This is a genomic window from Gordonia sp. NPDC003376 (assembly GCF_053589235.1).
In genome coordinates this window covers 9,733-31,437 of record NZ_JBSFRM010000002.1, presented here as the reverse complement: position 1 = coordinate 31,437, position 21,705 = coordinate 9,733, and the positions used below count along the sequence as shown (strand labels likewise).

Below are 21,705 nucleotides of genomic sequence, written 5' to 3'. Positions count from 1 at the left end.
CCACGATGGACAGTACGGATGTGGACCGGTCGGCACCCGACCGGATGGTGGACCAGAGGGTCGAGACGACGTGGCGGGGCCGGGTGGCACCCGACCGGCGGGTCACCGGCATCGTCCTGGCGATCGGATCGGTGACCGTGGCCGTCGGGTTGTCGGCGGTCGGTGACACCGAGGGCTTCGGTGTGGTGTCGGTTCTCGGCGGTGCCGGTGCCCTGGTGTTCCAGATCGCGCTGCTCGCCCTCATCCGGCTGCAATACGCCGAACAGGCGATGACCCGGCCGGGCGCCGCCGGTTCGGTGGCTCGGATCGGATACCTGATCCAGGCGGTGCTGCTGTGCGGGGCGATCTGTTCGACCGTCCTCGACGCACTCTGGCTGATCCACGGTTCGGTGCTGTGGGCGATCTTCGACGTGTGCTGGCCGTTGTCGATGCTGGGCATGGTGGTGATCGGCATCCGGGTCGCGATCGCCGGCCGCTGGCCGGGGTGGCTGCGGTGGCAGACGCTGTTCGCGCAGAGCTGGTTGCTGTGGGGGGTGCCGCTCGCAGCGCTCGGCACCGGGGGGCTCTATGTGGGTGCGGTGCAGTTCGTGCTCGGCTACGGCGTGCTCGGCATCCTGCTGGCCGCACGGACACGCGATGCGGTCACCGCGGACGGAAGCCGCCCGGCCCCGGTCAACCGACCATGATGACAGCCGGGGTCTCCCGGACCGCCGGCGAGGGCATCGAGCACCCGATCGGTGATCGCGGCGTCTGCGATTGTCAGTCGAAAACCATTGTTCTCCAGCGCTTTTCCATGCAGGCCCGCCTCGGCCAGAAGGCGGCCCGCGGCGTGACCCTGCGCACCCGGGAGATACACGAAGTTGGCCTGACTCGGCAGGACATCCCAGCCGAGAGCGGTCGAGGCCTGCACCAGCCGATCGCGCTGCGCACGCGTGGCGGCCACGCGCTCCGCGAGTTCGGTCCGGGCGGCCAGTGCCACCGGGAGGACCTCCGCCGCAGCGGAACTCACCGCGAAGGGCAGCTCGAACCGGCGGGTCTCGGCGATCGCCCACGGATGTCCGATGGCGTACCCCACCCGTACCGCTGCCAGACCGTACGCCTTCGACAGCGTCCGCAGGACGACGAGCTCCGACGACGCCTCGAGCAGGGAGCACAGGTCCGGCGGGTCGACGCAGTACTCGACGTAGGCCTGATCGAGGAGGAGTCGTACGCCATCCGGGCAGTCGGTCAGGAGGCGGTGCAGTTCGTCGCCATCGACGCACACGCCCGTCGGATTGTGCGGTGAGCAGATGATGACCGCGGCCGTCGCCGGTCCGATCGCAGCGCGCAGGGTGCGCAGGTCGGGGCGGCCCGCGGCGTCGATGCCGATCCCCACCAACCGGGCACCGAGCGCCTCGGAGATCAACGCGAATCCCTCGAACGTCGGTGTGGCGGTCACGATCTCGGGTTCGGCCACGCCACGGCGGGTGGCCCGGGCCACGGCTGCGGCGAGCACGGAGTGCGCCACGGCGGTCCCGCCCGGACCGACGGTGATGTGCTCGGGCGTCAGCTCGAACGCACCGGTCCCGAGGTGATCGGTGCGCAGGTGGGCGGCGATGACGTGTCGCGAGTGCTCGGGCCGGAACTCGGGATAGCGATGGGCCTGGCCGGCCGACCGCACCAGCGCCAGGGTCACCGACGGCAGCGGACCGAAGACCGACTCGTTGAGGTCCAGCCGGATCGGCGCCGCGATGGTCACGACCTCCCGTTCCACCGTAGGGCGGCTGCTGCCGCGTAGTCGCCGGCGTGGGCGAACGCCGCGGCCATGACCACCGAGCCCGGTGCCACCCGCCCATCGGTGATGGCCGCGTCGAGGGTCATCGGAATGCCGACCGCGAACAGATTCCCGCACGTGTCGAACGTGTCGGGATGCCGCTCCTCCGGCAGCTCGAGCGCCTCACGCCAGTTCCGGAGGAAGATGCGGTTGGGTTGATTGGTGACCAGCAGGTCGAGGTCGGCGGGCCGGATCCCGATCTCGTCGGCCACCGCCATCGCGACCTCGGGCACCATTCGGTTGCCCCGGGCGAGGACCTTGGTGACCTTGGCCTCGGTGAATCCCACGTGGATCTGGCCGGGGCCGGCCTCCCAGTACCTGCGGTCGGGTTCGGCCACCGATGTCATGTCACCGGAGTACTGGCCGTGACTGCGCGCGGCGATGCCGAGCACGGGGTTGGCGTCGTCGAGGGTGATCACGGCGACCGCGGCGCCGTCGCCGGGGATGGCGGCCTGCGCCTTTCCGCGGACCTGCTCCTGGGTGAAGATCTGTCCGGCGCTGTTCTGCGCCAACCCGATCAGCGCCTTGCGGCCACGCCCACCACGCAGCAGTGATCCCGCGACGTCGATCATGTGCACGAAGGCGGCGCAGCCACCGTTGTGCACGTCGAGGACCAGCGACGGGGTGAGGTCCAGCCGATGGACGACCTCACCGACGCATCCGCGGACCGGCACCTCGGGGAGCTGACTGTGGGTCAGGACGATGTCCACGTCGTCGAGATGATCGGTGCCGTGCCGATCGAGCAACGCCCGTGCAGCGGAGACGATCATGTCGGCCGACGACTCGCCGTCGGCCGCGTGGTGACGGAAGGCCGGTGCCCGGAACATGACGCTGTCGGCGAGGGAGTCGTCCTCGGCGAAGCCCGCGAAATAGTCGGCGGGAACCCGGTTCTCGGGCAGATAGGTCGCGAGGTCGGCCAGCGCCACCGGGGGCGTGTCGGGGGCGTGAACGGCGGTCATGAACGCATCCAATCGGGGGTCAGGGGCAGACCGGCGCGGTGCCGGTGCTCGGCGATGGCGGTGAGGTTGTCGAGCTCGATCCGGTGACCGGCGCTGAACATGTCCCAGAGGTCCCCGACCCATTCCTCCCGCCCCACCGGCGCGGTCTCCGGGTAGGGGTTGGCGTCGTAGAAGGGATGCCGACAGTTGTTCCACAGCACCACCGAGCCGGGCCTGTTCAGCACCAGCCGGGCGTCGACCACCCGCATCAGATAGATCATCCACAGGTGGTCGCCCTGGTCCCACGCACAGTGGTAGTCGACGGTCATGGCCTCGGGGTTGGCGACGGTGCGGACGTAGAAGTCGGTGTCGGTGGCCAGCCGGTCGCGACCCGTCCACAGGTCGGGGGTTCCGGTCGGACGGAGGTCGCGGGTGCTGTAGGTCCATTCCTCCAGCGATCGGGTGTCGGCGAGCCACTCGTAGAGCTCGCGCGGGGGTGCGTCGACGTAGCCCTGCACCGGGCAGTAGCTGCCGAAGACCCGCTCGTGCGGGTACACCGAGCGGATCATGTCGATCACGGTGGGCGTCATCTGCGCGCGCGTGTGGGTCTCGGCCCGGATGACGCCGTCGAGGACGACGCCGTCGAGGTCGGCGAGGGGAGTCGACGTCGAGGGCGGTGGTGTTGTCGGGATCATGCGGACCTCACAGGAAGGGGGCGAAGGGAGGGATCTCGTGCGCCGGGGTGTCGACGACGAGGCAGTTGGGACCGGATTCCGCGAACAGCTCGGATGCCGCCGCCCGCACCGCGTCGGCGTCGGTGGCGCGTCGCACCGACATCGTGGTGAACATCGCGCCGAGTCCGGCGGCGATGTCGGTCTCGCCGAATCGGTTGACCGGGGGCGTCCCGGAGAAGTACAGGTTCTCACGCACCAGACACATACCGTGCGCGTTGTTGTTCAGCACCACCAGGGTCACCGGGGCGGAGTGTTCGACGGCCGTGTGGATCTCGAATCCGTGCATCAGGAACGCCCCGTCGCCGGCGATGATCACCGTTCGCGGCGGATGCCGGGCATCGTCGTCGGAGGCCGGATCGGTTGCGGCGGTGCCGATCGCGGCACCGATGCCGGCGGCGATCGCATACCCCATGCCACCCATGCCGAGTGCGACGACGAAACGTCCGGCGCCGAACGGCAGGTGGTGGACGGCGCTCGCGCCGGTGTTGCCCGCGTCAGCGAAAACCCGTGTACCCGAAGGGATCGTGGCGCCCAGTGCCTCGACCGCCGTGCGCATGCTCAGACCGGGTCCGGTCGTCGGGGTGGGCAGGTACTCGATCTGGCAACGGGCGAGCGCCGACCGGATGGAATCAGCCGGTATCCGTTCCCGTAGTGCCCTGACGAGTGCATCGATCGCCGTGCGGAGGTCGTCGACCCCGATGACCCGGTCGACGCCGGGCAGCCGTGGGTCGAATCGGCCGAGATGGATGATCGTGGTGTCGCGCAGGGTCGGGTCGAGACCTGCGCGGTCGGTGGCCGAGAGACGGCAGCCGACAGCCAGGCAGACCTGTGCCGCGGCGAGGGCCCGGTGTGCCGAAGGATGTCCCATCACGCCGGTGATCCCGGCGGTGCGGGCGGTGGCGAGGTCGCGGCCGCCCGGCGACACCACATGGTCGGCGTCGAGCACAGTGAGCAACTCGGCGAGCTCGGCGTGCGGTTGCGCGCGCGAGGCCTCCTCGCCGGTCCACACGCAGATCCGTGCACCGGTGGCCAGTGCCCGCGTCAGTTCGTCTGCCAGGGAATCGATCTCGGAGCGGGAATCGATGCGGGCGCGAGAATCGATGCCGGTGACGGGCGCCCGGCCGGGCGGCAGTAGTGCCGTCTGCACGTCCTTGGGCAGCACCAGGGCGGCGGGCAGACCCGCCCGCAGCACCGCGAACACCTCGTCGAGCGCGTCGTCGACCCGGGTGGGATCGTCGACGACGCGGACGGCGCCCACCACACCGGAGAGCACCCGTGCGATGTCGGGGGTGTCGGGGAACGACGCCATGTCCTGGAATGCCCCGCGGCCGACGCCGGGCCGTGCGGCCGTCCCGACGAGGGCGAGGACAGGCACTCGGCTGTCATATGACTCCGCCAGGGCTGCAACCACATTCATCGCACCGCCACCCGAAGTGGTGAGGACGACGGCAGGTGTTCCGCTGATGCGCACCAGCCCGTCCGCCATCGCACCGGCGCCGAACTCGTGCTTGGCGACGACCACGCGGAGACGGTCGTCGCCCGCCGCCGCGTCGAAGAGATCCTCCGCGTTGGCACCATGGACGCCGAAGACGGTCGTGACCCCGCTCGCGGCGAGCCGCGACATGAGCTGGTCGGCGAGCCGCGACACGAGCTCGTCGGGGTGCCGCGACACGAGCTCGTCGGGGTGCCGCGACACGAGCTCGTCGGGGTGCCGCGACACGATGGCGTCGCCCGCAGGTGGTGTGGTGGGCCCGGTGGCCGATCGTGTGATCGTCATCGGGTGCTCAGCGTCGGCCGAGGAACCGGTCCATCGTGCGTTCGGCCAGCGCGGTGATGGTCAGCGACGGATTGACCAGGCCGACCGCTCCCGGTGCGAACGATCCGTCCACGACGTACAGGTTGTCGTATCCCTTGACCGCACCGTCGAGGGTCGCGGCCTGCCCGGCCACCACGCCCCCGAGGCCGTGGAAGGTGGCCCCCGAACCGAACCCGGAGGCCCGGTCGTAGATCGGAATACCGTTGAGTGGGTGGCCGAATCGGGATTCGGTGCGCTCGTGGAACTGTTTGGCGAAGGCGATGGCCCGGCGATCGAGGACGCTGGTCTCGGCCCGGTGCGGGTAGTTGAGTGTGGTGCCCCCGGTCGAGTGGTCGTAGTCGATGGTGCCGCGCTCGTCGGTGTGCACCTGGATGAGGTGGGTGGTGGCCAGGGATCCGGCGGGCGCCGGGAACGGGCTGGCCTGATAGATCATGGTGGCCGGTCCGCCGGGCATCCGCTCCTCCCGGATGCGGGCGTAGCCGGGACCGCCCTGGATCGGGCCGTGCTGATCGCGCAGCGCGGTGCGCACGATCAGGAAGTCGCCGTTGCCGCCGAAGCCGTCACCGATCTTCGGCGACAGCCGGGGGAGTGTGCCCTGTGCTCGCGCGCGGAGCAGCAGTGAGGTGGTGTGGAACGAGCCGGCGGCCAGGAACAGGTGGTCGGCCTCGGCGGTGACGATGCGCACCGTGCGACGGGCGTCGTCGATGACTCGGGCCTTCACCACATATCCCGGGCGGCGTGAGCGCTCGCGGATCTCGAAGACCTCGTGCATGGGTTCGATGCTGACGAAGCCGGTCCGCTCGGCCGCGGGCAGGTAGTTGCGGTCGACGGAGTTCTTGGCGCCGCTGTTGACGCCGTAGGAGATGTCGCCGATCGACATGCCGGCCGGCGCGCGGCCGGCGAGTTCGGCGCGCACCCGGTCCCAGTTCACGGCGTATTCGACGAACTCGGGCCGAATCCCGTAGCGTGCCACCACCTTCAGCCACGAGCGTGCGCCGGTGTAGTTGGGATGGGCGAGGACGTCGTCGGGGACACCGCTGGTACCGAGCATCTTTCGGGCGCGCGGATAGTACGTGCGCGCCAGTTCGTCGTAGTCGGTCCCTCCGGGGAAGACCTCGGTGAAATCGTCCTTGTCGGGCTGAAGGGTGAACGCCCCGAACACGAGGGAGCCGCCACCGACACCGGCCCCGTGGACCGATTCGAGTCCATTGCCTCGAATCGTCTCCAGCACACCGGGGTACGGCTGGACCGGTACGCGGCCGACGCTGGAGATGCCCGCGCTGGTGTCGAACCAGGCGGCACGGCGATCCGGGGCGGTGAAGGTGGCGAAGGTGTTGCCGTCGGGGCGGATCGGCCAGCGACGGCCCCGCTCGAACACCGTGGTGCGGATTCCGGCCTCGCCGAGGCGGAGCGCTGCGACCGCGCCCCCGAAGCCGCTGCCGATCACGATCGCGGTGGGTGCGTCGGCCGCGTGGGCCGCGCCCGACCGGGCGATCGCGCCGGCTCCGGTGGCGCCGAGCACCCCCAACCCGGCCGCGCCGCGCAGCAGGGTTCGGCGAGTCGGGGAGGGATTGATCGAGAAGTCTGCATGCACCCTGTGAAGTTAGCCGGAAAAACGACTTAGGGGAACCTAAAGTTAGGACCGGCTACGTGATTCAGATCACTACCCGTCCGCCGAGGGTTCCCGCGTCGGGCGAGGGTCGTCGCGGGACACCCGCACCGACTCCTCCACGAGGTCGAGGACCGCATGCAGATCGTCGGTGGGCTGACCGGTCGCCAGCCGGGTGATGAGCCCGTCGAGGACCAGGTCGAGGTATTTCACCAGGACCTCGGTGGGGACGTCCTCACGCAGTCGGCCCGAGGCCCTGCCGCGTTCCAGTCGATCCAGGGTGGCCTTCTCCAGGTCCGCCGAGTGGCCGAGCCAGGCAGTGCGAAAACTCTTGTCCGTCCGCAGTTTTCGTGCGATCTCGAGCCTGGTTCCGAGCCAGTCGAAGTCCTGGGGGTGTGCCAGGACGTCCCGCATGACCTGGACCAGGCCGGCTTCGGCCGCCACATCGGCCATCCGTTCGGCGTCTTCCTGCGCGAGCGCGAGGAACAATGCCTCCTTGTCCCTGAAGTGGTGGAAGATCGCCCCCCGGGACAACCCGGTCGACTCCTCGATCCGTTTGACGGTCGCACCGTCGTATCCATACTCCGCAAAGCAATGCCGCGCGCCGTCGAGGATTTCCCGACGACGCGCGGCAAGGCGGTCATCGCTGACCTTGGGCATCGCTGATCTTTCGGATCAGCTGTTGATCATGTTGCGTAGGACGTACTGCAGGATGCCGCCGTTGCGGTAGTAGTCCGCCTCTCCGGGCGTGTCGATGCGGACGACCGCGTCGAACTCGACCTTCGCACCGTCTTCCTTGGTGGCGGTGACCTTGACGGTCTTCGGGGTCTTGCCCTCGTTGAGCTCCTCGATGCCCACGATGTCGAAGACCTCGGTGCCGTCCAGGCCCAGCGACTTGGCCGACTCGCCGGCAGGGAACTGGAGCGGGACGACGCCCATGCCGATCAGGTTGGAGCGGTGGATGCGCTCGAACGACTCGGTGATGACGGCCTTGACGCCCAGCAGGACAGTGCCCTTGGCGGCCCAGTCACGCGAGCTGCCGGAACCATACTCCTTGCCGCCCAGGACGACCAGCGGGATGCCGGCTTCCTTGTAGTTGACCGACGCGTCGTAGATGAACGACTGCGGGCCACCGTCCTGGGTGAAATCGCGGGTGTATCCGCCGGACACGCCGTCGAGCAGCTGGTTCTGCAGGCGGATGTTGGCGAAGGTGCCGCGGATCATCACCTCGTGGTTGCCGCGACGCGACCCCAGCGAGTTGTAGTCCTTGCGGGCCACACCGTGCGCGTCCAGGTACTGCGCGGCCGGGGTGCCCGGCTTGATCGGGCCGGCCGGGCTGATGTGGTCGGTGGTCACCGAGTCACCGAGCAGGGCCAGGACGCGCGCGCCCTTGATGTCGGAGACCGGGCTGGTCTCCAGCGACATGCCGTCGAAGTACGGCGCCTTGCGGACGTAGGTGGAGTCCTCGGCCCAGGCGAAGGTGTCACCCGCCGGGGTCTCCAGGTTCTGCCAGCGCTCGTCACCCTTGAACACGTCGGCGTAGGACTTGCGGAACATGTCCTGGCTGATCGCGGTCTTGATGGTGTCGTCGATCTCCTGGGCCGACGGCCAGATGTCCTTCAGGAAGACATCGTTGCCGTCGGTGTCCTGGCCGAGGGCCTGCGACTCGAAGTCGAAATCCATGGTGCCGGCGAGGGCGTAGGCGATGACCAGCGGCGGCGATGCCAGGTAGTTCATCTTGACGTCGGGGGAGATGCGTCCCTCGAAGTTGCGGTTGCCCGAGAGGACCGCGGTGACGGTCAGGTCGTTGTCGTTGACGGCCTTGCTGATCTCCTCCGGCAGCGGACCGGTGTTACCGATGCAGGTGGTGCAGCCGTAACCGCCGAGGTAGAAGCCGAGCTTCTCCAGATACGGCCACAGACCGGCCTTCTCGTAGTAGTCGGTGACGACCTGGCTGCCCGGAGCCATGTTGGTCTTGACCCACGGCTTGCTGGCGAGGCCCTTCTCGACCGCATTACGAGCAAGCAGACCCGCACCGATCATCACCGACGGGTTCGAGGTGTTGGTACACGAGGTGATACCCGCGACGGCGACGGCACCGTGATCGAGGATGAACTCACCCGCGTCGGCGGAGGTCACCTTGATCGGCTTGGTCGGGCGGCCCTCGGCACCGTTGGCGGCCGACTGGACGTCCACCGAACCGTCGTCGGCGAAGGACAATGCGGCCGGATCCGAGGCCGGGAAGGACTCCTCGACGGCCTCGTCGAGCTTCGAGTGGGCCGGGGTGAGGCCCTCCTCGACATAGTTGTGGATGTCCTTACGGAAGGCGATCTTGGACTCCGAGAGCAGGATTCGGTCCTGCGGACGCTTCGGGCCGGCGATCGAGGGCACCACGGTCGACAGGTCGAGCTCCAGGTACTCCGAGAAGGTGGGCTCGTGGTCGGCGTCATGCCACATGCCCTGTTCCTTGGCGTAGGCCTCGACGAGGGCGAGCTGCTCGTCGTCGCGGCCGGTCAGGCGCAGGTAGTTGATGGTCTCGCCGTCGATCGGGAAGATCGCGCAGGTCGAGCCGAACTCGGGACTCATGTTGCCCAGGGTGGCGCGGTTGGCCAGCGGCACCTCGGCGACGCCCTTGCCGTAGAACTCCACGAACTTGCCGACGACACCGTGTCGACGGAGCATGTCGGTCACGGTCAGGACCACGTCGGTGGCGGTGACGCCGGGCTGGATCTCGCCGGTCAGCTTGAATCCGACGACACGCGGGATGAGCATCGACACCGGCTGGCCGAGCATCGCGGCCTCGGCCTCGATGCCGCCGACACCCCAGCCGAGGACGCCGAGGCCGTTCTCCATGGTGGTGTGCGAGTCGGTACCGACGCAGGTGTCAGGGTAGGCCTGGCCGTTACGGACCATGATCGTGCGTGCGAGGTACTCGATGTTGACCTGGTGCACGATGCCGGTGCCCGGGGGGACGACCTTGAAGTCGTCGAACGCGCCCTGTCCCCAGCGGAGGAACTGGTAGCGCTCACCGTTGCGCTGGTATTCCAGCTCGACGTTGCGCTCGAAGGCGTCCGCCGTACCGAACACGTCGAGGATCACGGAGTGGTCGATGACCATCTCGGCGGGGGACAGCGGGTTGACCTTGTTCGGGTCGCCGCCCAGGGAGGCGACCGCTTCGCGCATGGTGGCCAGGTCGACGACACACGGGACACCCGTGAAGTCCTGCATGAGGACGCGGGCGGGCGTGAACTGGATCTCGACACTCGGATCGGCGTCGGCGTCCCAGTTGGCCAGCGCGTTGACGTGGTCGGCGGTGATGTTGGCACCGTCTTCGGTGCGCAGCAGGTTCTCGGCGAGCACCTTCAGCGAGTAGGGCAGGCGCTCGGTGCCGGGCACGGCGCTCAGTCGGAAGATCTCGTAGGACTTGTCGCCCACCTCAAGGGTTCCACGGGCGCCAAAGGAATTGATACTCACGTCTATCCACTCTCCTCTGGCCGGCGGGCTGCGCCGGCGATGCTGTTCGGTCCCGGGCGACGGGACCGGGACGGCTGTGACCGTCGCCGACGAACGCGACCGGCTAGCCCGGCTCGTCGACTCTGACCATCACCCGACGGGCTGCGTCGGGGTCGTGCTGTACTGCGTGTCTCGTCCAGCGACCACGGGGGCTACCCGCGGCGACCACGCCATTCTAACAGTACGCACGTACTGCTAACAAGGCGGACACGCCGACGAAACGCGCCCGGGGTCGCCCCGGATGCTCACGACGATCCCATTTTGTCGTACCGTGCTGAGCGAGGTTCGACGACGGGTCGCCTCAGCCGGACATTTAATGATCGCGAAACGTTTTCGCCACCCGACGTGGCGGAACGGGAGCGCACCCAACGAGTGAGGAACCATCGCCGTGAGTCCTGAGCCCCTCGCCGACGGACCACTGTTGCTCGCCGCACCCGTTCCGGGCTCCACCTGGGAACCGCCCGGCGACGTCGACCTCGCCGCGATCGCGGCGAGCCTGAAGACCGATCACGTCTGGGGTCCGGCCGATCAGGTCGCGGGTCTGGAGAAGATCGTGTCCGACGCCCGGGCCCAGGGCCATGACATCAACATCGTCGTGCTGACCGAGAAGATGCCACGGTTCACCGTCTACCGCGACATCGCCACCGAACTCCAGCACGAGGTGGGCGGCACGGTGCTGGTGCTCGGTCCGAACGCGGCAGGCAGTTCGTCGACCGAGTTCAGTCGGGTCCAGTTGGAAGAGGCCACCGACAACCTGACCCTGAGCAATCCCACCCAGGCCGCGCGCGACATGGTCGACTACATCACCGACCCCGGCGTGAACTACACCCTCCTCACGATCGTGCTCATCGTCGTGGTCGCGATCGGGGCCGTACTCGGTCGGCTCCGCACGCTCCGCCGGCGTCGGGGCGCGGCGGACGCGGCCTCGGGGTCGGAGGTGGGGTCGGGTCCGGTGCGCGTCGGCGCGGCGGCCACCGACGCCGACCGGTCCGAGGGGTCGGCCGAACCGCGCTGACGCCGCCCGCACGGGGGTCGGCACGCGGTCACTCGCGTAGTCCATGAAGGGCTTGGTCCGCGTGTCCACGGGCGCTGCGCGTCGGTACCCGACCGGCGGTCCGCGGAGGTCTCCGACAGGCACTGTGTGCGCGCGTCCGAGATGTCGCCGACCCCCGCATGTCGTTGCGAATTCTTTATCTGAACCGATTCGAGCTTCTTTTGGCAGTTCACGTCGATTTGTGCAGGTAATCACGTCCCTGTAATTCGTGACAGTGGTTTTCCCTGTGGCGAATGTGACGTACGGTTCCACTGTCGCTTGTGGTTCGGATGTAGTCCACCGGGTCACGTGTGATGTGTGTTGCGCATGGGGGTGCAGCGCTGATCGGGCCGGACGGCGAGGGAGTTCACTAGTGAGGCGACGAACCACTTCAGTGGTCCGCTCGATGCGCGCTCGCGTCGTCGTGGCACTCATCGGCGCGACCACTGCGGTGGTCGGTGCCGTCGGCCCCGCGTCAGCCGCCCCGTCGAGTGCACCCGTATCGCCGGTGTCGTCCCTGATCAATCAGATCGCGCAGGTCAACCAGAACCTCAGCGACCTCGACAATGCCGTCGCGCTCCGCCAGGAAGAGGTCAACCGCTCGGTCGTCGACTACCAGAACGCCCTGGCCGCCCAGCGGCTCGCACGCGTGGCGGCCGACAACGCCCAGAGTTCGCTGACCAAGGCCACCCAGGCCACCGCGGCCGCCCAGAAGCGGTTCGACGACTACGTACGGTCGGTGTACCTCCGTGGCGGTCACCAGGGATCGATGGCCGAGTATCTCTCGTCGAGCGACCCGGACGCGGTGCTCGCCCGGGTCGGCGTCATCGACCAGATCGGGCGTGAGCAGCAGCAGACCATCCGCCGCCTCCAGGTCGCCCGGAACCAACAGGCCAACGACGTCGCCGCGCTCGAGGCCACGCGCCGTCAGACCACGTTCGCCACCGAGAGTGCCGAGCAACGTCGCGACGCCGCGGTGGCCGCGGTGTCGCAGGCCCGTGACGCGATCGCCGACCAGCAGCGCAAGCGCGTCGCCCTGGTCACGCAACGCGACGAGACCCAGAAGCGCCTCGACACCCTGCGCGGCACCGTGCGGCCGACACCGGCGGCCGACCCGGCACCGGCAGATCTGCTGACCGGACTGTTCCGTACGCTGCCCGGTCGGCCCGATCCCGGTCCGATCGCCCCGACGCCGAACCAGGCGGCCGGCGACAACGACAGCATGCAGGTCGCCGCCGAGGCCGCGGCCCGACTTGCCCTCGACGTCACCCAGAAGGTACTGGCCGCGCTCGTCGGTCAGGCGCAGGTACCGCACTCGGAACTCCTCGACGAACTCGGTGTGGGTGGCGCGGGACTGGGCAGCGACGGCGGCGACACCCTGAGTTCACGGCTGGGCACGGGCAGCCTCGGCTCGATCTTCGGCAGTTCGGGAGGCGGCGGTGGCGCGGTGCGCCCCGGTCTCCGCGGTCCGCAGGCGGTGGAGATCGTCGTCAACCGTGCGCTGTCGCAGCTGAACGTCCCGTACGCCTGGGGTGGCGGTGATGCCAACGGCCCCACCCAGGGCATCCGCGACGGCGGTGTCGCCGACAGCTACGGCGATTACAACAAGATCGGCTACGACTGCTCGGGGCTGATGATCTACGCCTTCGCCGGCGTCGGCATCGAACTGCCGCACTACACCGGCTACCAGTACACGTCCGGCCCCCAGGTCCCCCTTTCGCAGATGCAGCGCGGCGACATGATCTTCTACGGTCCCAACGCCAGCACCCATGTGGCCATGTACCTCGGCGACGGAAAGATGGTGGAGGCGCCTCAGTCCGGTGACGTCGTCAAGGTCTCGCCGCTGCGTACCGACGGCGCGATGCCCAACGTCGTCCGTCTGCTCTGATCGAACGGACCGCCTCGACCGAACGGCCCGCCCGGCGGGCGGCGGGGTCGCGTACGGCGTCGGGTGTGACGTCGTCATCCGGCACGCCGACGCACCGCCGGACTTCGTGGCGAGTTCTCAGGCCGCGCGGCTAGGCTGGCACACGATGCCCACGGCGCCGGTGACGGCGGCGCGCGGCAGTCCAGGCGACGGTGACGTGCAGCGCACGGCGTCCGTCGCGCCACGGAAGGACAGGAGCAAGGGTTGACCTCACATCCCAGTGCCGAGTCGCAGGCCACTGCCGTCATGGGCAAGGGGGCCGCGGCCGAGGGGGGCCTCGCACTGAGCGAATCCGACGCGAAGCTGCTCGAGCGGGCCATCTACGAGGTCAAGCGCGTCATCGTCGGCCAGGATGAACTCGTCGAACGGATCCTCGTGGGTCTGCTCGCCAAGGGCCACATCCTGCTCGAGGGTGTTCCGGGCGTCGCCAAGACCCTGGCCGTCGAGACGTTCGCCAAGGTCGTCGGTGGCAGCTTCTCGCGCGTGCAGTTCACCCCCGACCTGGTGCCCACCGATCTCATCGGTACCCGCATCTATCGGCAGGGCCGCGAGGAGTTCGACACCGAACTCGGCCCGGTGGTGGCCAACTTCCTGCTCGCCGACGAGATCAACCGTGCGCCCGCCAAGGTGCAGTCGGCGTTGCTGGAGGTGATGGCCGAGCGGCATGTGTCGATCGGTGGCACCACCTACCCGATGCCCGCACCGTTCCTGGTGATGGCCACCCAGAACCCGATCGAGAACGAGGGCGTGTATCCGCTGCCGGAGGCGCAGCGTGACCGCTTCCTGTTCAAAGTGCTCGTCGACTACCCGTCGGTGGAAGAGGAACGCGAGATCGTCTACCGGATGGGTAATGTCCCGCCGACGGCGTCGCAGGTGCTCGACCCGGCCGCGATGATCCGGCTGCAGCAGACCGCCGCGAACGTCTTCGTCCACCACGCGCTCGTCGACTACGTGGTCCGTGTGATCAACGCGACCCGCCGGCCTGCCGAACTCGGTCTCACCGACGTCGACACCTGGCTGTCCTACGGGGCCTCGCCGCGCGCGACCCTGGGCATCGTGGCCGCCGCCCGTGCCCTCGCGCTGGTACGCGGCCGCGACTACGTGATCCCGCAGGACGTGGTCGAGGTGATCCCGGACGTGCTGCGGCATCGGCTGGTGCTCAGCTACGACGCGCTGGCCGACGAGGTGACCGCGGATGCCGTGATCACCCGCATCCTGCAGACCGTCGGTCTGCCCCAGGTGGGTGCACAGTCGGTGCCCGCGCCGGCGGGACCGGTCGCCGGATACCCCCAGAACGCACCGGTACAGAACCCGGCAGTCCAGAGCCCTCAGGGTTCGGCACCCCAGCCCGCGCCGTCGAACGGGTACCCCGGCGCGGTGATCCCGACGGCCCCGGCGGACCGGACGTCCGTGCAGTATGGCGGCTAACCGCGATCTGCCGTCGTTCGGCGCAGGTCTGCTCGAGGAGCCGCAGCTGACCGCTGCGCTGCGGATGCTCGAGCTCACCGTCCGGCGCAAACTCGACGGCGTACTCCAGGGTGAGCACCTCGGCCTGATCCCGGGGCCGGGCTCGGAGCCGGGAGAGGCGCGTGCGTATCAGCCCGGCGACGACATCCGGCGTATGGAGTGGTCGGTCACCGCGCGCACCACCCAACCGCACGTGCGGCAGATGATCGCCGACCGCGAGCTCGAGACGTGGATCGTGGTCGACGCCTCGGCCAGCCTGGACTTCGGCACGGTCAACTGCACCAAACGCGATCTCGCGGTGGCCGCCTCGGCGGCATTGGTGCACCTCACCGCCGGCGGTGGCAACCGGCACGGCGGGATCGTCGTGACCGGTGACCAGGTGGTGCGTATCCCGGCCCGCGCCGGACGTGTCCACGACCAGCACCTGCTCAAGGCGTTCGCCACCACGCGTCGGGCGGCGCCCGGCGTGCGCGGCGACCTCAAGGCAGGGATCGAGGCCCTCCGCCGACCCGAACGGCGTCGCGGGCTGGCCGTCGTGATCAGCGACTTCCTCGGGCCGATCGACTGGGAACGGTCGTTGCGTGCGATCGGCGCCCACCACGAACTGCTCGCCGTCGAGGTCCTCGACCAGCGAGACCTCGAACTGCCGCCGGTCGGTCAGGTGCGCCTGGCCGACCCCGAATCCGGTGAGGTCCGCGAGGTCACCATCACCGAGACGTTGCGCCGCGACTTCGCCGCCGCCGCCCGCGCGCATCAGCAGAAGGTGCGTCGCGTGGTCCGCAGCTGTGGCGGTCCGGTGCTGTCCCTGCGGACCGACCGGGAATGGCTCACCGACATGGTGCGATTCGTCGGCGAACGCCGCCGAGGACTTGCCGCAGGGGTGGGGTAGCCGACGATGTTCTCCAGCCCCTGGTGGTTGCTGCTCGCCCTGCCGGTGCTCGCGGTGGTCGCCGTCTACGTCTACATCCTGCGGGAACGCCGTCGACGCACCCTGCAGTTCGCCAACCTCGAGGTCCTCGACCGGGTCACCCCGCCGGAGAACCGGTGGATCCGGCGACTTCGGCATGTACCGTTGGCGGTCCTGCTCGTCGCCCTGTTGCTGCTGGTGGTGGCCGCAGCCGGCCCGCAGGCCGAACGCAAGGTGCCGCGTAACAAGGCCACCGTCATCCTCGTCATGGACGTCTCTCGGTCGATGGAGGCCACCGACGTCGCGCCATCGCGCATCAAGGCCGCCCAGGCCGCCGCCAAGAAGTTCGCCGACGAACTCACCGACGGCATCAACCTCGGCCTCATCTCGTTCGCCGGGACCGCATCGAGTCTGGTGACGCCCACCCCAGATCACGGCGCGACCAAGGCGGCGGTCGACAAGCTGCAACTGGCCGACAAGACCGCGACCGGCGAGGGCATCTTCGCCGCGATCCAGCAGATCCAGACGCTGAACTCGGTCCTGGGCGGGCAGGCCGGGGCGCCGCCGGCACGGATCGTGTTGCTGTCGGACGGCAAGCAGACCGTCCCCGACGACGAGAACGATCCGCGCGGGGCGTTCACCGCCGCCCGAAAGGCCAAGGAGGAGAGCATCCCCGTGTCGACCATCTCGTTCGGTACCAAGACCGGCACCGTCGACCTCGACGGCGACCGGGTCCCGGTCCCGGTGGACGACGAGTCGTTGCGGGAGATCGCCAACCTGTCCGGCGGCACCTTCTTCACCGCGTCCAGCCTGGACGAGTTGAACAAGGTGTACGAGACGTTGCAGCAGGAGATCGGCTACGAGATGCGCAAGGGCGACAACTCGCGGCCGTGGATCATCGCGGGCACGATCCTGGCGATCATCGCAGTGGTCGGGTCCCTGCTCGTCAACCAGCGGGTGCCGTGATCGGCTCGGCGCATGTCCGACCTGGGCATCGGCCACCCAGGTCGGACCGATAGGTTGGTGGCCATGGCTGAGAGCAACGAAACCCCCACCGGGCAACCGTCCCGGTCGGTGCTGGTGACCGGTGGCAACCGCGGAATCGGGCTGGCGGTGGCCCGCCGTCTGGCCGCCGACGGACACAAGGTCGCCGTGACCCACCGCGGATCCGGTGCCCCCGAGGGCCTGTTCGGTGTGCTGTGCGACGTCACCGACACCGCATCCGTGGAGCGTGCCTTCGACGAGGTCGCCGAGCATCAGGGGCCGGTCGAGGTGCTCGTGGCCAACGCCGGCATCACCGACAACATGCTGCTCATGCGCCTCACCGAGGAACAGTTCAGCAGCGTCGTCGACGCCAACCTGACCGGAGCGTTCCGCTGCGCCAAGCGCGCCACCAAGGGCATGCAGAGGGCCAAGTGGGGCCGCATGATCTTCCTCGGCTCGGTGGTCGCCACCTCCGGCGTGCCCGGCCAGGTCAACTATGCCGCTTCCAAGGCCGGCCTGATCGGCATGGCCCGCTCGATCGCGCGTGAGCTCGGCTCCCGCAACATCACCGCGAATGTCGTCGCCCCCGGTTTCATCGACACCGACATGACCGCCGAGATGGAGGACAAGTACATCGAGATGGCCAAGCAGGCCATCCCGCTGGGCCGCGTCGGATCACCGGAGGACGTCGCCGCGGCGATCTCGTTCCTGGCCTCCGACCAGGGGTCCTACATCACAGGCGCGGTGATCCCGGTCGACGGCGGCATGGGCATGGGTCACTGACGCGCCCGCACCACCCACACCATCAGATTCGACTTCTCGAACACCCCGACATCCCGAGGAGAACACGTTGAGCGGAATCCTGGACGGGAAGACCGTCCTCGTCACCGGCATCATCACCGATGCCTCGATCGCCTTCCACACCGCGAGGGTCGCCCAGGAACAGGGCGCCAAGGTGATCATCACCGGCATCCCCGATCGGCTCCGGCTGATCGACCGGATCGCCAGGCGGCTGCCGCAGGAGGTGCCGTCGGCGATCCCGCTCGACGTCACCGACGAGGAGTACCTCGGCGCCCTGGCCGACAAGGTGCGGGAGCTCGCGCCAGAGGGTGTCGACGGTGTCGTGCACTCGATCGCCTTCGCCCCCAAGACCCTGATGGGTCCCGACGCCGTACCCTTCCTGGAGGGACCGGGCCCGGACGTTGCCAAGTCGTTCGAGATCTCGGCCTGGAGCTATGCCTCACTGGCCCGCGCCGTTCTCCCGGTGATGAACGAGGGCGGATCGATCGTCGGGATGGACTTCGACCCGCGGACCGCGCTGCCCGACTACAACTGGATGGGTGTGTCCAAGGCCGCCCTCGAGTCGGTCAACCGGTACGTCGCCCGTGAGGTCGGCAACGCCAAGCGGATTCGCTCCAACCTGGTGGCCGCCGGTCCGATCAAGACCCTGGCCGCCAAGGCCATCTCGGGCACCGCGACCGACGACGCCCGCAAGCTGAACATGCTCAACGAGTACTGGGATGGTGCGTCGCCGATCGGCTGGGACGTCAACGACCCGGGCGTGGTGGGCACCAGCGTGTGTGCGCTGCTCTCGGACTTCCTGCCGGCCACCACCGGCTCCATCGTGTACGTCGACGGGGGTGCCAGCCACAACACCTGGTTCCCGGAGAACTTCCTGGGTGCCTGACATGCCGGTTGCAGCCGACGGGTCGGTAGGCCATGCCGACGGGTCGGTGGAGAATTCCGACGGGTCGGTGGAGGATTTCGACGGATCGGGGGGCGAGTTCGACGCGATCCTGTTCCTGTCCTTCGGTGGCCCCGAGGGTCCCGACGACGTGATGCCGTTCCTGGAGAACGTGACCCGGGGCCGCGGGGTACCCCGGGAGCGACTCGAGGAGGTCGCCCACCATTACATGCACTTCGGTGGGGTCTCGCCGATCAATCGGCTCAACCGGGACATGATCGCGTCGCTGCGGGCCGAGCTCGCCACCCGCGGCAACGCCGATCTGCCGATCTACTTCGGCAACCGCAACTGGCACCCGCTGGCGGCCGACACGCTCGTGCAGATGTACGACGACGGGCACCGCCGCATCCTCGCGTTCGCGACGTCGGCCTGGGGTGGGTACTCGGGGTGCCGTCAGTACCACGAGGACATCGAGCGTTCCGTGGCCGCCTTGCACGAGGCGCGACCGCAGGCGGTGGACTCCGACCCGGTACTGGTGCGCAAGCTCCCGCAGTTCTGGGATCGGCCGGCGACCCTGGCCGCCGGGCGCGATGCGATCCGGCGGGCCGCGGCCGAACTCCCCGATGCCGACGCGGTGCCGCACCTGGTGTGTACCGCCCACTCGATCCCGACGGTCGCGGATGCGGCCGCCGGGGAACCCGCCGAGGGGGGACACCTGTATTCGCGGCAGGTCGCGCAGGCGGCAGAGCGGGTGGCGTCGATGGCCGGGTTCGCCGAGCATGACCAGGTGTGGCAGTCCCGGTCGGGTCCGCCGCAGGTGCCGTGGCTCGAACCCGACATCTGTGACCGGCTCGAAGAGCTCGGTGCGCAAGGTGTTTCGCAGGTGATCGTCTTTCCGGTGGGCTTTGTGTCCGATCACGTCGAGGTGGTGTGGGACCTCGACAACGAGGCTGCCGAGCTCGCCGCCCGGCTCGGGATCGACTACGTGCGGGCCGAGACCGTCGGCACCGACCCGCAGTTCATCTCGATGATCGCCGACCTTGTCGACGAATACTGCAGTGGTGCAGGAGATCTCGATGCCCCCGGGGTCGGCGACAATGGTCGACCCTGTGGTTCGCGGTGCTGCGTTCCGGCCCGCCGTCCGGCCCGCTCCTGATCAGCGGTGCCGACGATCGGCATCATCGACCGACGATGACCGGTCGCCGGTCACCATCCTCCCGGCAGGAATTCGCCGATCACCCGGTTGACGGCGGCGGCGCGTGCGGCATGGGCCAGCCGCATCAGGTGACGCAGGCCGTGGTCGCCGGACTCCCACTGCCCGGCGGTCGCGCCGAATCCCGCGCCACCGATGGTGGCCACGGAGACGATCGCCTCGACCTGTGCGGCCGAACCGAGCAGCCGGGTCGCACGGACATCGTCGTGTGGCGGGAGGTCGATGAGATGTCGCTGCGTCTGGGCGCGGATGGTTCCACGCAGGTCCGCCGGGTGTGTCCCGGACCGGCCACCGAGCGTTGCCATCAGTTGTGCGGTCTCCGCGATCGCCTCGCGCAGTTCGTACTCGATCTCTCCGGCGGATGCGGTGCCGGTGACCGGTACCGGCACGCGGTACCGGAACACCGACCAGCGGCAGGAACCGTCGTGTTCGGCGGGGACCAGCGCGAGGGGTGTCGGGGAACCGTCGTCGACGAGCAGCGACTCACCTGCGGTGAGCGCCGCCGCGGTGGCCGGATCCGGTGGGAGACCGTGCGGGGCGCCCGAATCGGGCAGACGAACCGAGAGATTGTGCGCCCGGCGCAGGACGGCGAGCAGGCCGAGCGTGCCGTCGGTCGGGACGGTCTCGAGCCCGGTGGTCTCCAGTGCGCCCCGGTCGTCGATGACGTGCAGTCCGGCGAACCCGGCCAGGGTGTCGGCGACGTCGTCGGGGGAGCAGCGCCCGGCCACCCACGCGGCAGCCCAGGCTCCCAACCCGCAGGTCGGCCAGGCCTGGGTGACGGTGTGATCGGTACTGGTCATAGATGAACCAGAATACTGTGGTGCACCGTCGATCACGGTGCCGGCCATCGCGATCGCGTCGCGCGGATGGTCTGGATCGGCGTGGCGCGTGCGTCGTGGGGCTGCTGTTAACTACCGTGGCTGCTGTGATGGATGATCGATATGGCCGGGATGTCCTGGCGTCGCCGCGCCGGACCAAACCCCGAGCTCCCGAGGTCGCGGCCGAACGCGATCTCGTGGTCGAGGACGCAGCCAGTGGCTTCTGCGGTGCGGTCGTCGGTCTGGAGAAGAGCTATGCCGGAGACCTCGTCCGGCTGGAGGATCGGCACGGGCGCACCCGCGTCTTCCTGATGCATCCGGCCGCCTTCCTGATCGACGGCAAACCCGTCACCCTCGTACGGCCCCGTGGTCGGGGCCCGGTCGCCGCGGCGCGTACCGCGTCGGGCTCGCGGATGGCACCCGTGCGCCGGGCCCGCACGGCGCGTGCCAGCCGTCTGTTCGTCGAAGGCGTGCACGATGCGACGCTGGTGGAGCGGGTGTGGGGTGCCGATCTGCGCGCCGAGGGCGTGGTGGTCGTCAGCCTGGACGGGCTCGACAACCTCGACGCCGCCCTCGCGGAGTTCCAGCCGGCGGCGCACCGGCGGGCGGGCGTACTGGTCGATCACCTGCTCGCCGGTACCAAGGAGGCCCGGCTCACCGAGGAGGTCGGCGAGAACGTCCTGGTCTGCGGACACCCGTATGTCGACGTCTGGCAGGCCGTGAAACCCGCATCGGTGCGCATCTCGGCGTGGCCGACGGTCCCGATGGGTGAGGACTGGAAGACCGGTGTGTGCTCCCGATTGCGGTGGGGTTCACCGCAAGACGGTTGGCGACGGGTCCTGGCCGGGGTCACCGATTTCCGTGATCTCGAGGTGGATCTGCTGCGCTCGGTGGAAGAACTCATCGACTTCGTGACCGCCGCGGAGGGCGATCGCTGACGAGGGCGGCGCAGCACGTGATCGACCCGCCGGGGTACATGGCGCCGGGCGCGGTTCCGGTGGTCGGCCCGTGGGGCGGCGAGGCTTTCTCCTGACGGTGGTCGGCCCGTCGGGGGCGACGAGGAGAGGAGTGGTTCTCTCGGTGGTCGGCCGTCGGGGTGCATGGCGATGGGGTGTGGTTCTCTCGGTGGTCGGCTCGTCGGGGGTGGTGGGGTGTGGTTCTCACGATGATTGAGCCGACGAGGAGCGTAGCGACGAGGCGTGGTTCTCACGATGATTGAGCCGACGAGGAGCGTAGCGACGAGGCGTGG

Annotated in this window: 18 protein-coding genes; 10 read left to right on the top strand and 8 right to left on the bottom strand. The window is 69.0% G+C overall.

All coding sequences use genetic code 11. The features are described from left to right. Positions 1-5 precede the first annotated feature (5 nt). Complete coding sequence (locus ACWDUA_RS02410) at positions 6-686, top strand: hypothetical protein (RefSeq protein WP_449749415.1); 681 nt, start codon at positions 6-8, stop codon at positions 684-686. Here the strand turns inward: ACWDUA_RS02410 and ACWDUA_RS02405 are convergent. The 7 genes from ACWDUA_RS02405 to ACWDUA_RS02375 all read right to left on the bottom strand — a co-directional run bounded on the left by ACWDUA_RS02405 (position 596) and on the right by ACWDUA_RS02375 (position 10,390). Next, a complete protein-coding gene (locus tag ACWDUA_RS02405; protein ID WP_449749414.1) occupies positions 596-1,738 on the bottom strand; it encodes a pyridoxal phosphate-dependent aminotransferase in 1,143 nt (380 codons plus the stop codon). The genes ACWDUA_RS02410 and ACWDUA_RS02405 overlap by 91 nt on opposite strands. Then, a complete protein-coding gene (locus ACWDUA_RS02400) occupies positions 1,735-2,772 on the bottom strand; it encodes a 3-oxoacyl-ACP synthase III family protein (RefSeq protein ID WP_449749413.1) in 1,038 nt (345 codons plus the stop codon). Before ACWDUA_RS02400 ends, ACWDUA_RS02405 begins: the two co-directional genes overlap by 4 nt. After that, positions 2,769-3,446: an SRPBCC family protein gene (locus ACWDUA_RS02395; protein WP_449749412.1), complete on the bottom strand. Its 678-nt coding sequence runs from the start codon at positions 3,444-3,446 to the stop codon at positions 2,769-2,771. The genes ACWDUA_RS02400 and ACWDUA_RS02395 overlap by 4 nt, the downstream gene beginning before the upstream one ends. A gap of 7 nt (positions 3,447-3,453) precedes the next feature. Next, positions 3,454-5,262, bottom strand: coding sequence for a thiamine pyrophosphate-binding protein (locus ACWDUA_RS02390; RefSeq protein WP_449749411.1), 1,809 nt, complete (start codon positions 5,260-5,262; stop codon positions 3,454-3,456). Positions 5,263-5,269: 7 nt separating this feature from the next. Next, positions 5,270-6,895, bottom strand: a complete 1,626-nt coding sequence (locus tag ACWDUA_RS02385; RefSeq protein ID WP_449749410.1) for a GMC oxidoreductase — start codon at positions 6,893-6,895, stop codon at positions 5,270-5,272. 69 nt (positions 6,896-6,964) lie between these two features. Next, positions 6,965-7,570 (bottom strand): TetR/AcrR family transcriptional regulator, encoded by a 606-nt coding sequence (locus tag ACWDUA_RS02380; protein WP_449749409.1) that lies wholly within the window; start codon positions 7,568-7,570, stop codon positions 6,965-6,967. A 15-nt stretch (positions 7,571-7,585) separates the two neighbouring features. Continuing rightward, positions 7,586-10,390, bottom strand: coding sequence for an aconitate hydratase (locus tag ACWDUA_RS02375; protein ID WP_449749695.1), 2,805 nt, complete (start codon positions 10,388-10,390; stop codon positions 7,586-7,588). Between the two features lie 421 nt (positions 10,391-10,811). Between ACWDUA_RS02375 and ACWDUA_RS02370 the strand changes: the two genes are divergently transcribed. From ACWDUA_RS02370 to ACWDUA_RS02335, 8 genes are all read left to right on the top strand, one after another. Continuing rightward, positions 10,812-11,438 (top strand): Rv1476 family membrane protein, encoded by a 627-nt coding sequence (locus ACWDUA_RS02370; protein WP_449749408.1) that lies wholly within the window; start codon positions 10,812-10,814, stop codon positions 11,436-11,438. A gap of 424 nt (positions 11,439-11,862) precedes the next feature. Next, the gene (locus ACWDUA_RS02365; protein ID WP_449749407.1) at positions 11,863-13,344 is read left to right on the top strand and encodes an NlpC/P60 family protein; all 1,482 of its coding nucleotides are present in this window, start codon (positions 11,863-11,865) and stop codon (positions 13,342-13,344) included. Between the two features lie 285 nt (positions 13,345-13,629). Continuing rightward, on the top strand, positions 13,630-14,811 hold the full coding sequence (locus ACWDUA_RS02360; RefSeq protein ID WP_449749694.1) for an AAA family ATPase: 1,182 nt from the start codon (positions 13,630-13,632) through the stop codon (positions 14,809-14,811). Further along, positions 14,801-15,739: a DUF58 domain-containing protein gene (locus tag ACWDUA_RS02355; protein ID WP_449749406.1), complete on the top strand. Its 939-nt coding sequence runs from the start codon at positions 14,801-14,803 to the stop codon at positions 15,737-15,739. The genes ACWDUA_RS02360 and ACWDUA_RS02355 overlap by 11 nt, the downstream gene beginning before the upstream one ends. 6 nt (positions 15,740-15,745) lie before the next feature. Then, complete coding sequence (locus ACWDUA_RS02350) at positions 15,746-16,723, top strand: VWA domain-containing protein (RefSeq protein WP_449749405.1); 978 nt, start codon at positions 15,746-15,748, stop codon at positions 16,721-16,723. A 63-nt stretch (positions 16,724-16,786) separates the two neighbouring features. Beyond that, positions 16,787-17,524 carry a 3-oxoacyl-ACP reductase FabG1 gene (fabG1, locus tag ACWDUA_RS02345; protein ID WP_449749404.1) on the top strand — a complete coding sequence of 246 codons (738 nt, stop codon included), beginning with the start codon at positions 16,787-16,789 and terminating at the stop codon, positions 17,522-17,524. Positions 17,525-17,591: 67 nt separating this feature from the next. Continuing rightward, positions 17,592-18,428 (top strand): NADH-dependent enoyl-ACP reductase InhA, encoded by an 837-nt coding sequence (inhA, locus tag ACWDUA_RS02340; protein ID WP_449749403.1) that lies wholly within the window; start codon positions 17,592-17,594, stop codon positions 18,426-18,428. Position 18,429: 1 nt separating this feature from the next. Next, a complete protein-coding gene (locus ACWDUA_RS02335; RefSeq protein WP_449749402.1) occupies positions 18,430-19,581 on the top strand; it encodes a ferrochelatase in 1,152 nt (383 codons plus the stop codon). Between the two features lie 50 nt (positions 19,582-19,631). Here ACWDUA_RS02335 and ACWDUA_RS02330 read toward each other — a convergent pair whose 3' ends face one another. Continuing rightward, a complete protein-coding gene (locus ACWDUA_RS02330) occupies positions 19,632-20,438 on the bottom strand; it encodes a hypothetical protein (protein WP_449749401.1) in 807 nt (268 codons plus the stop codon). Between the two features lie 128 nt (positions 20,439-20,566). On the opposite strand from ACWDUA_RS02330, the gene ACWDUA_RS02325 reads away from it, so the two are divergent. Beyond that, positions 20,567-21,394, top strand: coding sequence for a DUF3097 family protein (locus ACWDUA_RS02325; protein ID WP_449749400.1), 828 nt, complete (start codon positions 20,567-20,569; stop codon positions 21,392-21,394). Positions 21,395-21,705: the final 311 nt, after the last annotated feature.

Bases quoted from the DNA above. Each gene is read 5' to 3' on its own strand.
- ACWDUA_RS02330 (WP_449749401.1), bottom strand. From the start codon at position 20,438: ATGACCAGTACCGATCACACCGTCACCCAGGCCTGGCCGACCTGCGGG.
- ACWDUA_RS02390 (WP_449749411.1), bottom strand. From the start codon at position 5,262: ATGACGATCACACGATCGGCCACCGGGCCCACCACACCACCTGCGGGC.
- ACWDUA_RS02395 (WP_449749412.1), bottom strand. From the start codon at position 3,446: ATGATCCCGACAACACCACCGCCCTCGACGTCGACTCCCCTCGCCGAC.
- ACWDUA_RS02355 (WP_449749406.1), top strand. From the start codon at position 14,801: ATGGCGGCTAACCGCGATCTGCCGTCGTTCGGCGCAGGTCTGCTCGAG.
- ACWDUA_RS02365 (WP_449749407.1), top strand. From the start codon at position 11,863: ATGCGCGCTCGCGTCGTCGTGGCACTCATCGGCGCGACCACTGCGGTG.
- ACWDUA_RS02350 (WP_449749405.1), top strand. From the start codon at position 15,746: ATGTTCTCCAGCCCCTGGTGGTTGCTGCTCGCCCTGCCGGTGCTCGCG.
- fabG1 (WP_449749404.1), top strand. From the start codon at position 16,787: ATGGCTGAGAGCAACGAAACCCCCACCGGGCAACCGTCCCGGTCGGTG.
- ACWDUA_RS02400 (WP_449749413.1), bottom strand. From the start codon at position 2,772: ATGACCGCCGTTCACGCCCCCGACACGCCCCCGGTGGCGCTGGCCGAC.
- ACWDUA_RS02380 (WP_449749409.1), bottom strand. From the start codon at position 7,570: ATGCCCAAGGTCAGCGATGACCGCCTTGCCGCGCGTCGTCGGGAAATC.
- ACWDUA_RS02360 (WP_449749694.1), top strand. From the start codon at position 13,630: ATGGGCAAGGGGGCCGCGGCCGAGGGGGGCCTCGCACTGAGCGAATCC.
- ACWDUA_RS02410 (WP_449749415.1), top strand. From the start codon at position 6: ATGGACAGTACGGATGTGGACCGGTCGGCACCCGACCGGATGGTGGAC.
- ACWDUA_RS02335 (WP_449749402.1), top strand. From the start codon at position 18,430: ATGCCGGTTGCAGCCGACGGGTCGGTAGGCCATGCCGACGGGTCGGTG.
- ACWDUA_RS02325 (WP_449749400.1), top strand. From the start codon at position 20,567: ATGGATGATCGATATGGCCGGGATGTCCTGGCGTCGCCGCGCCGGACC.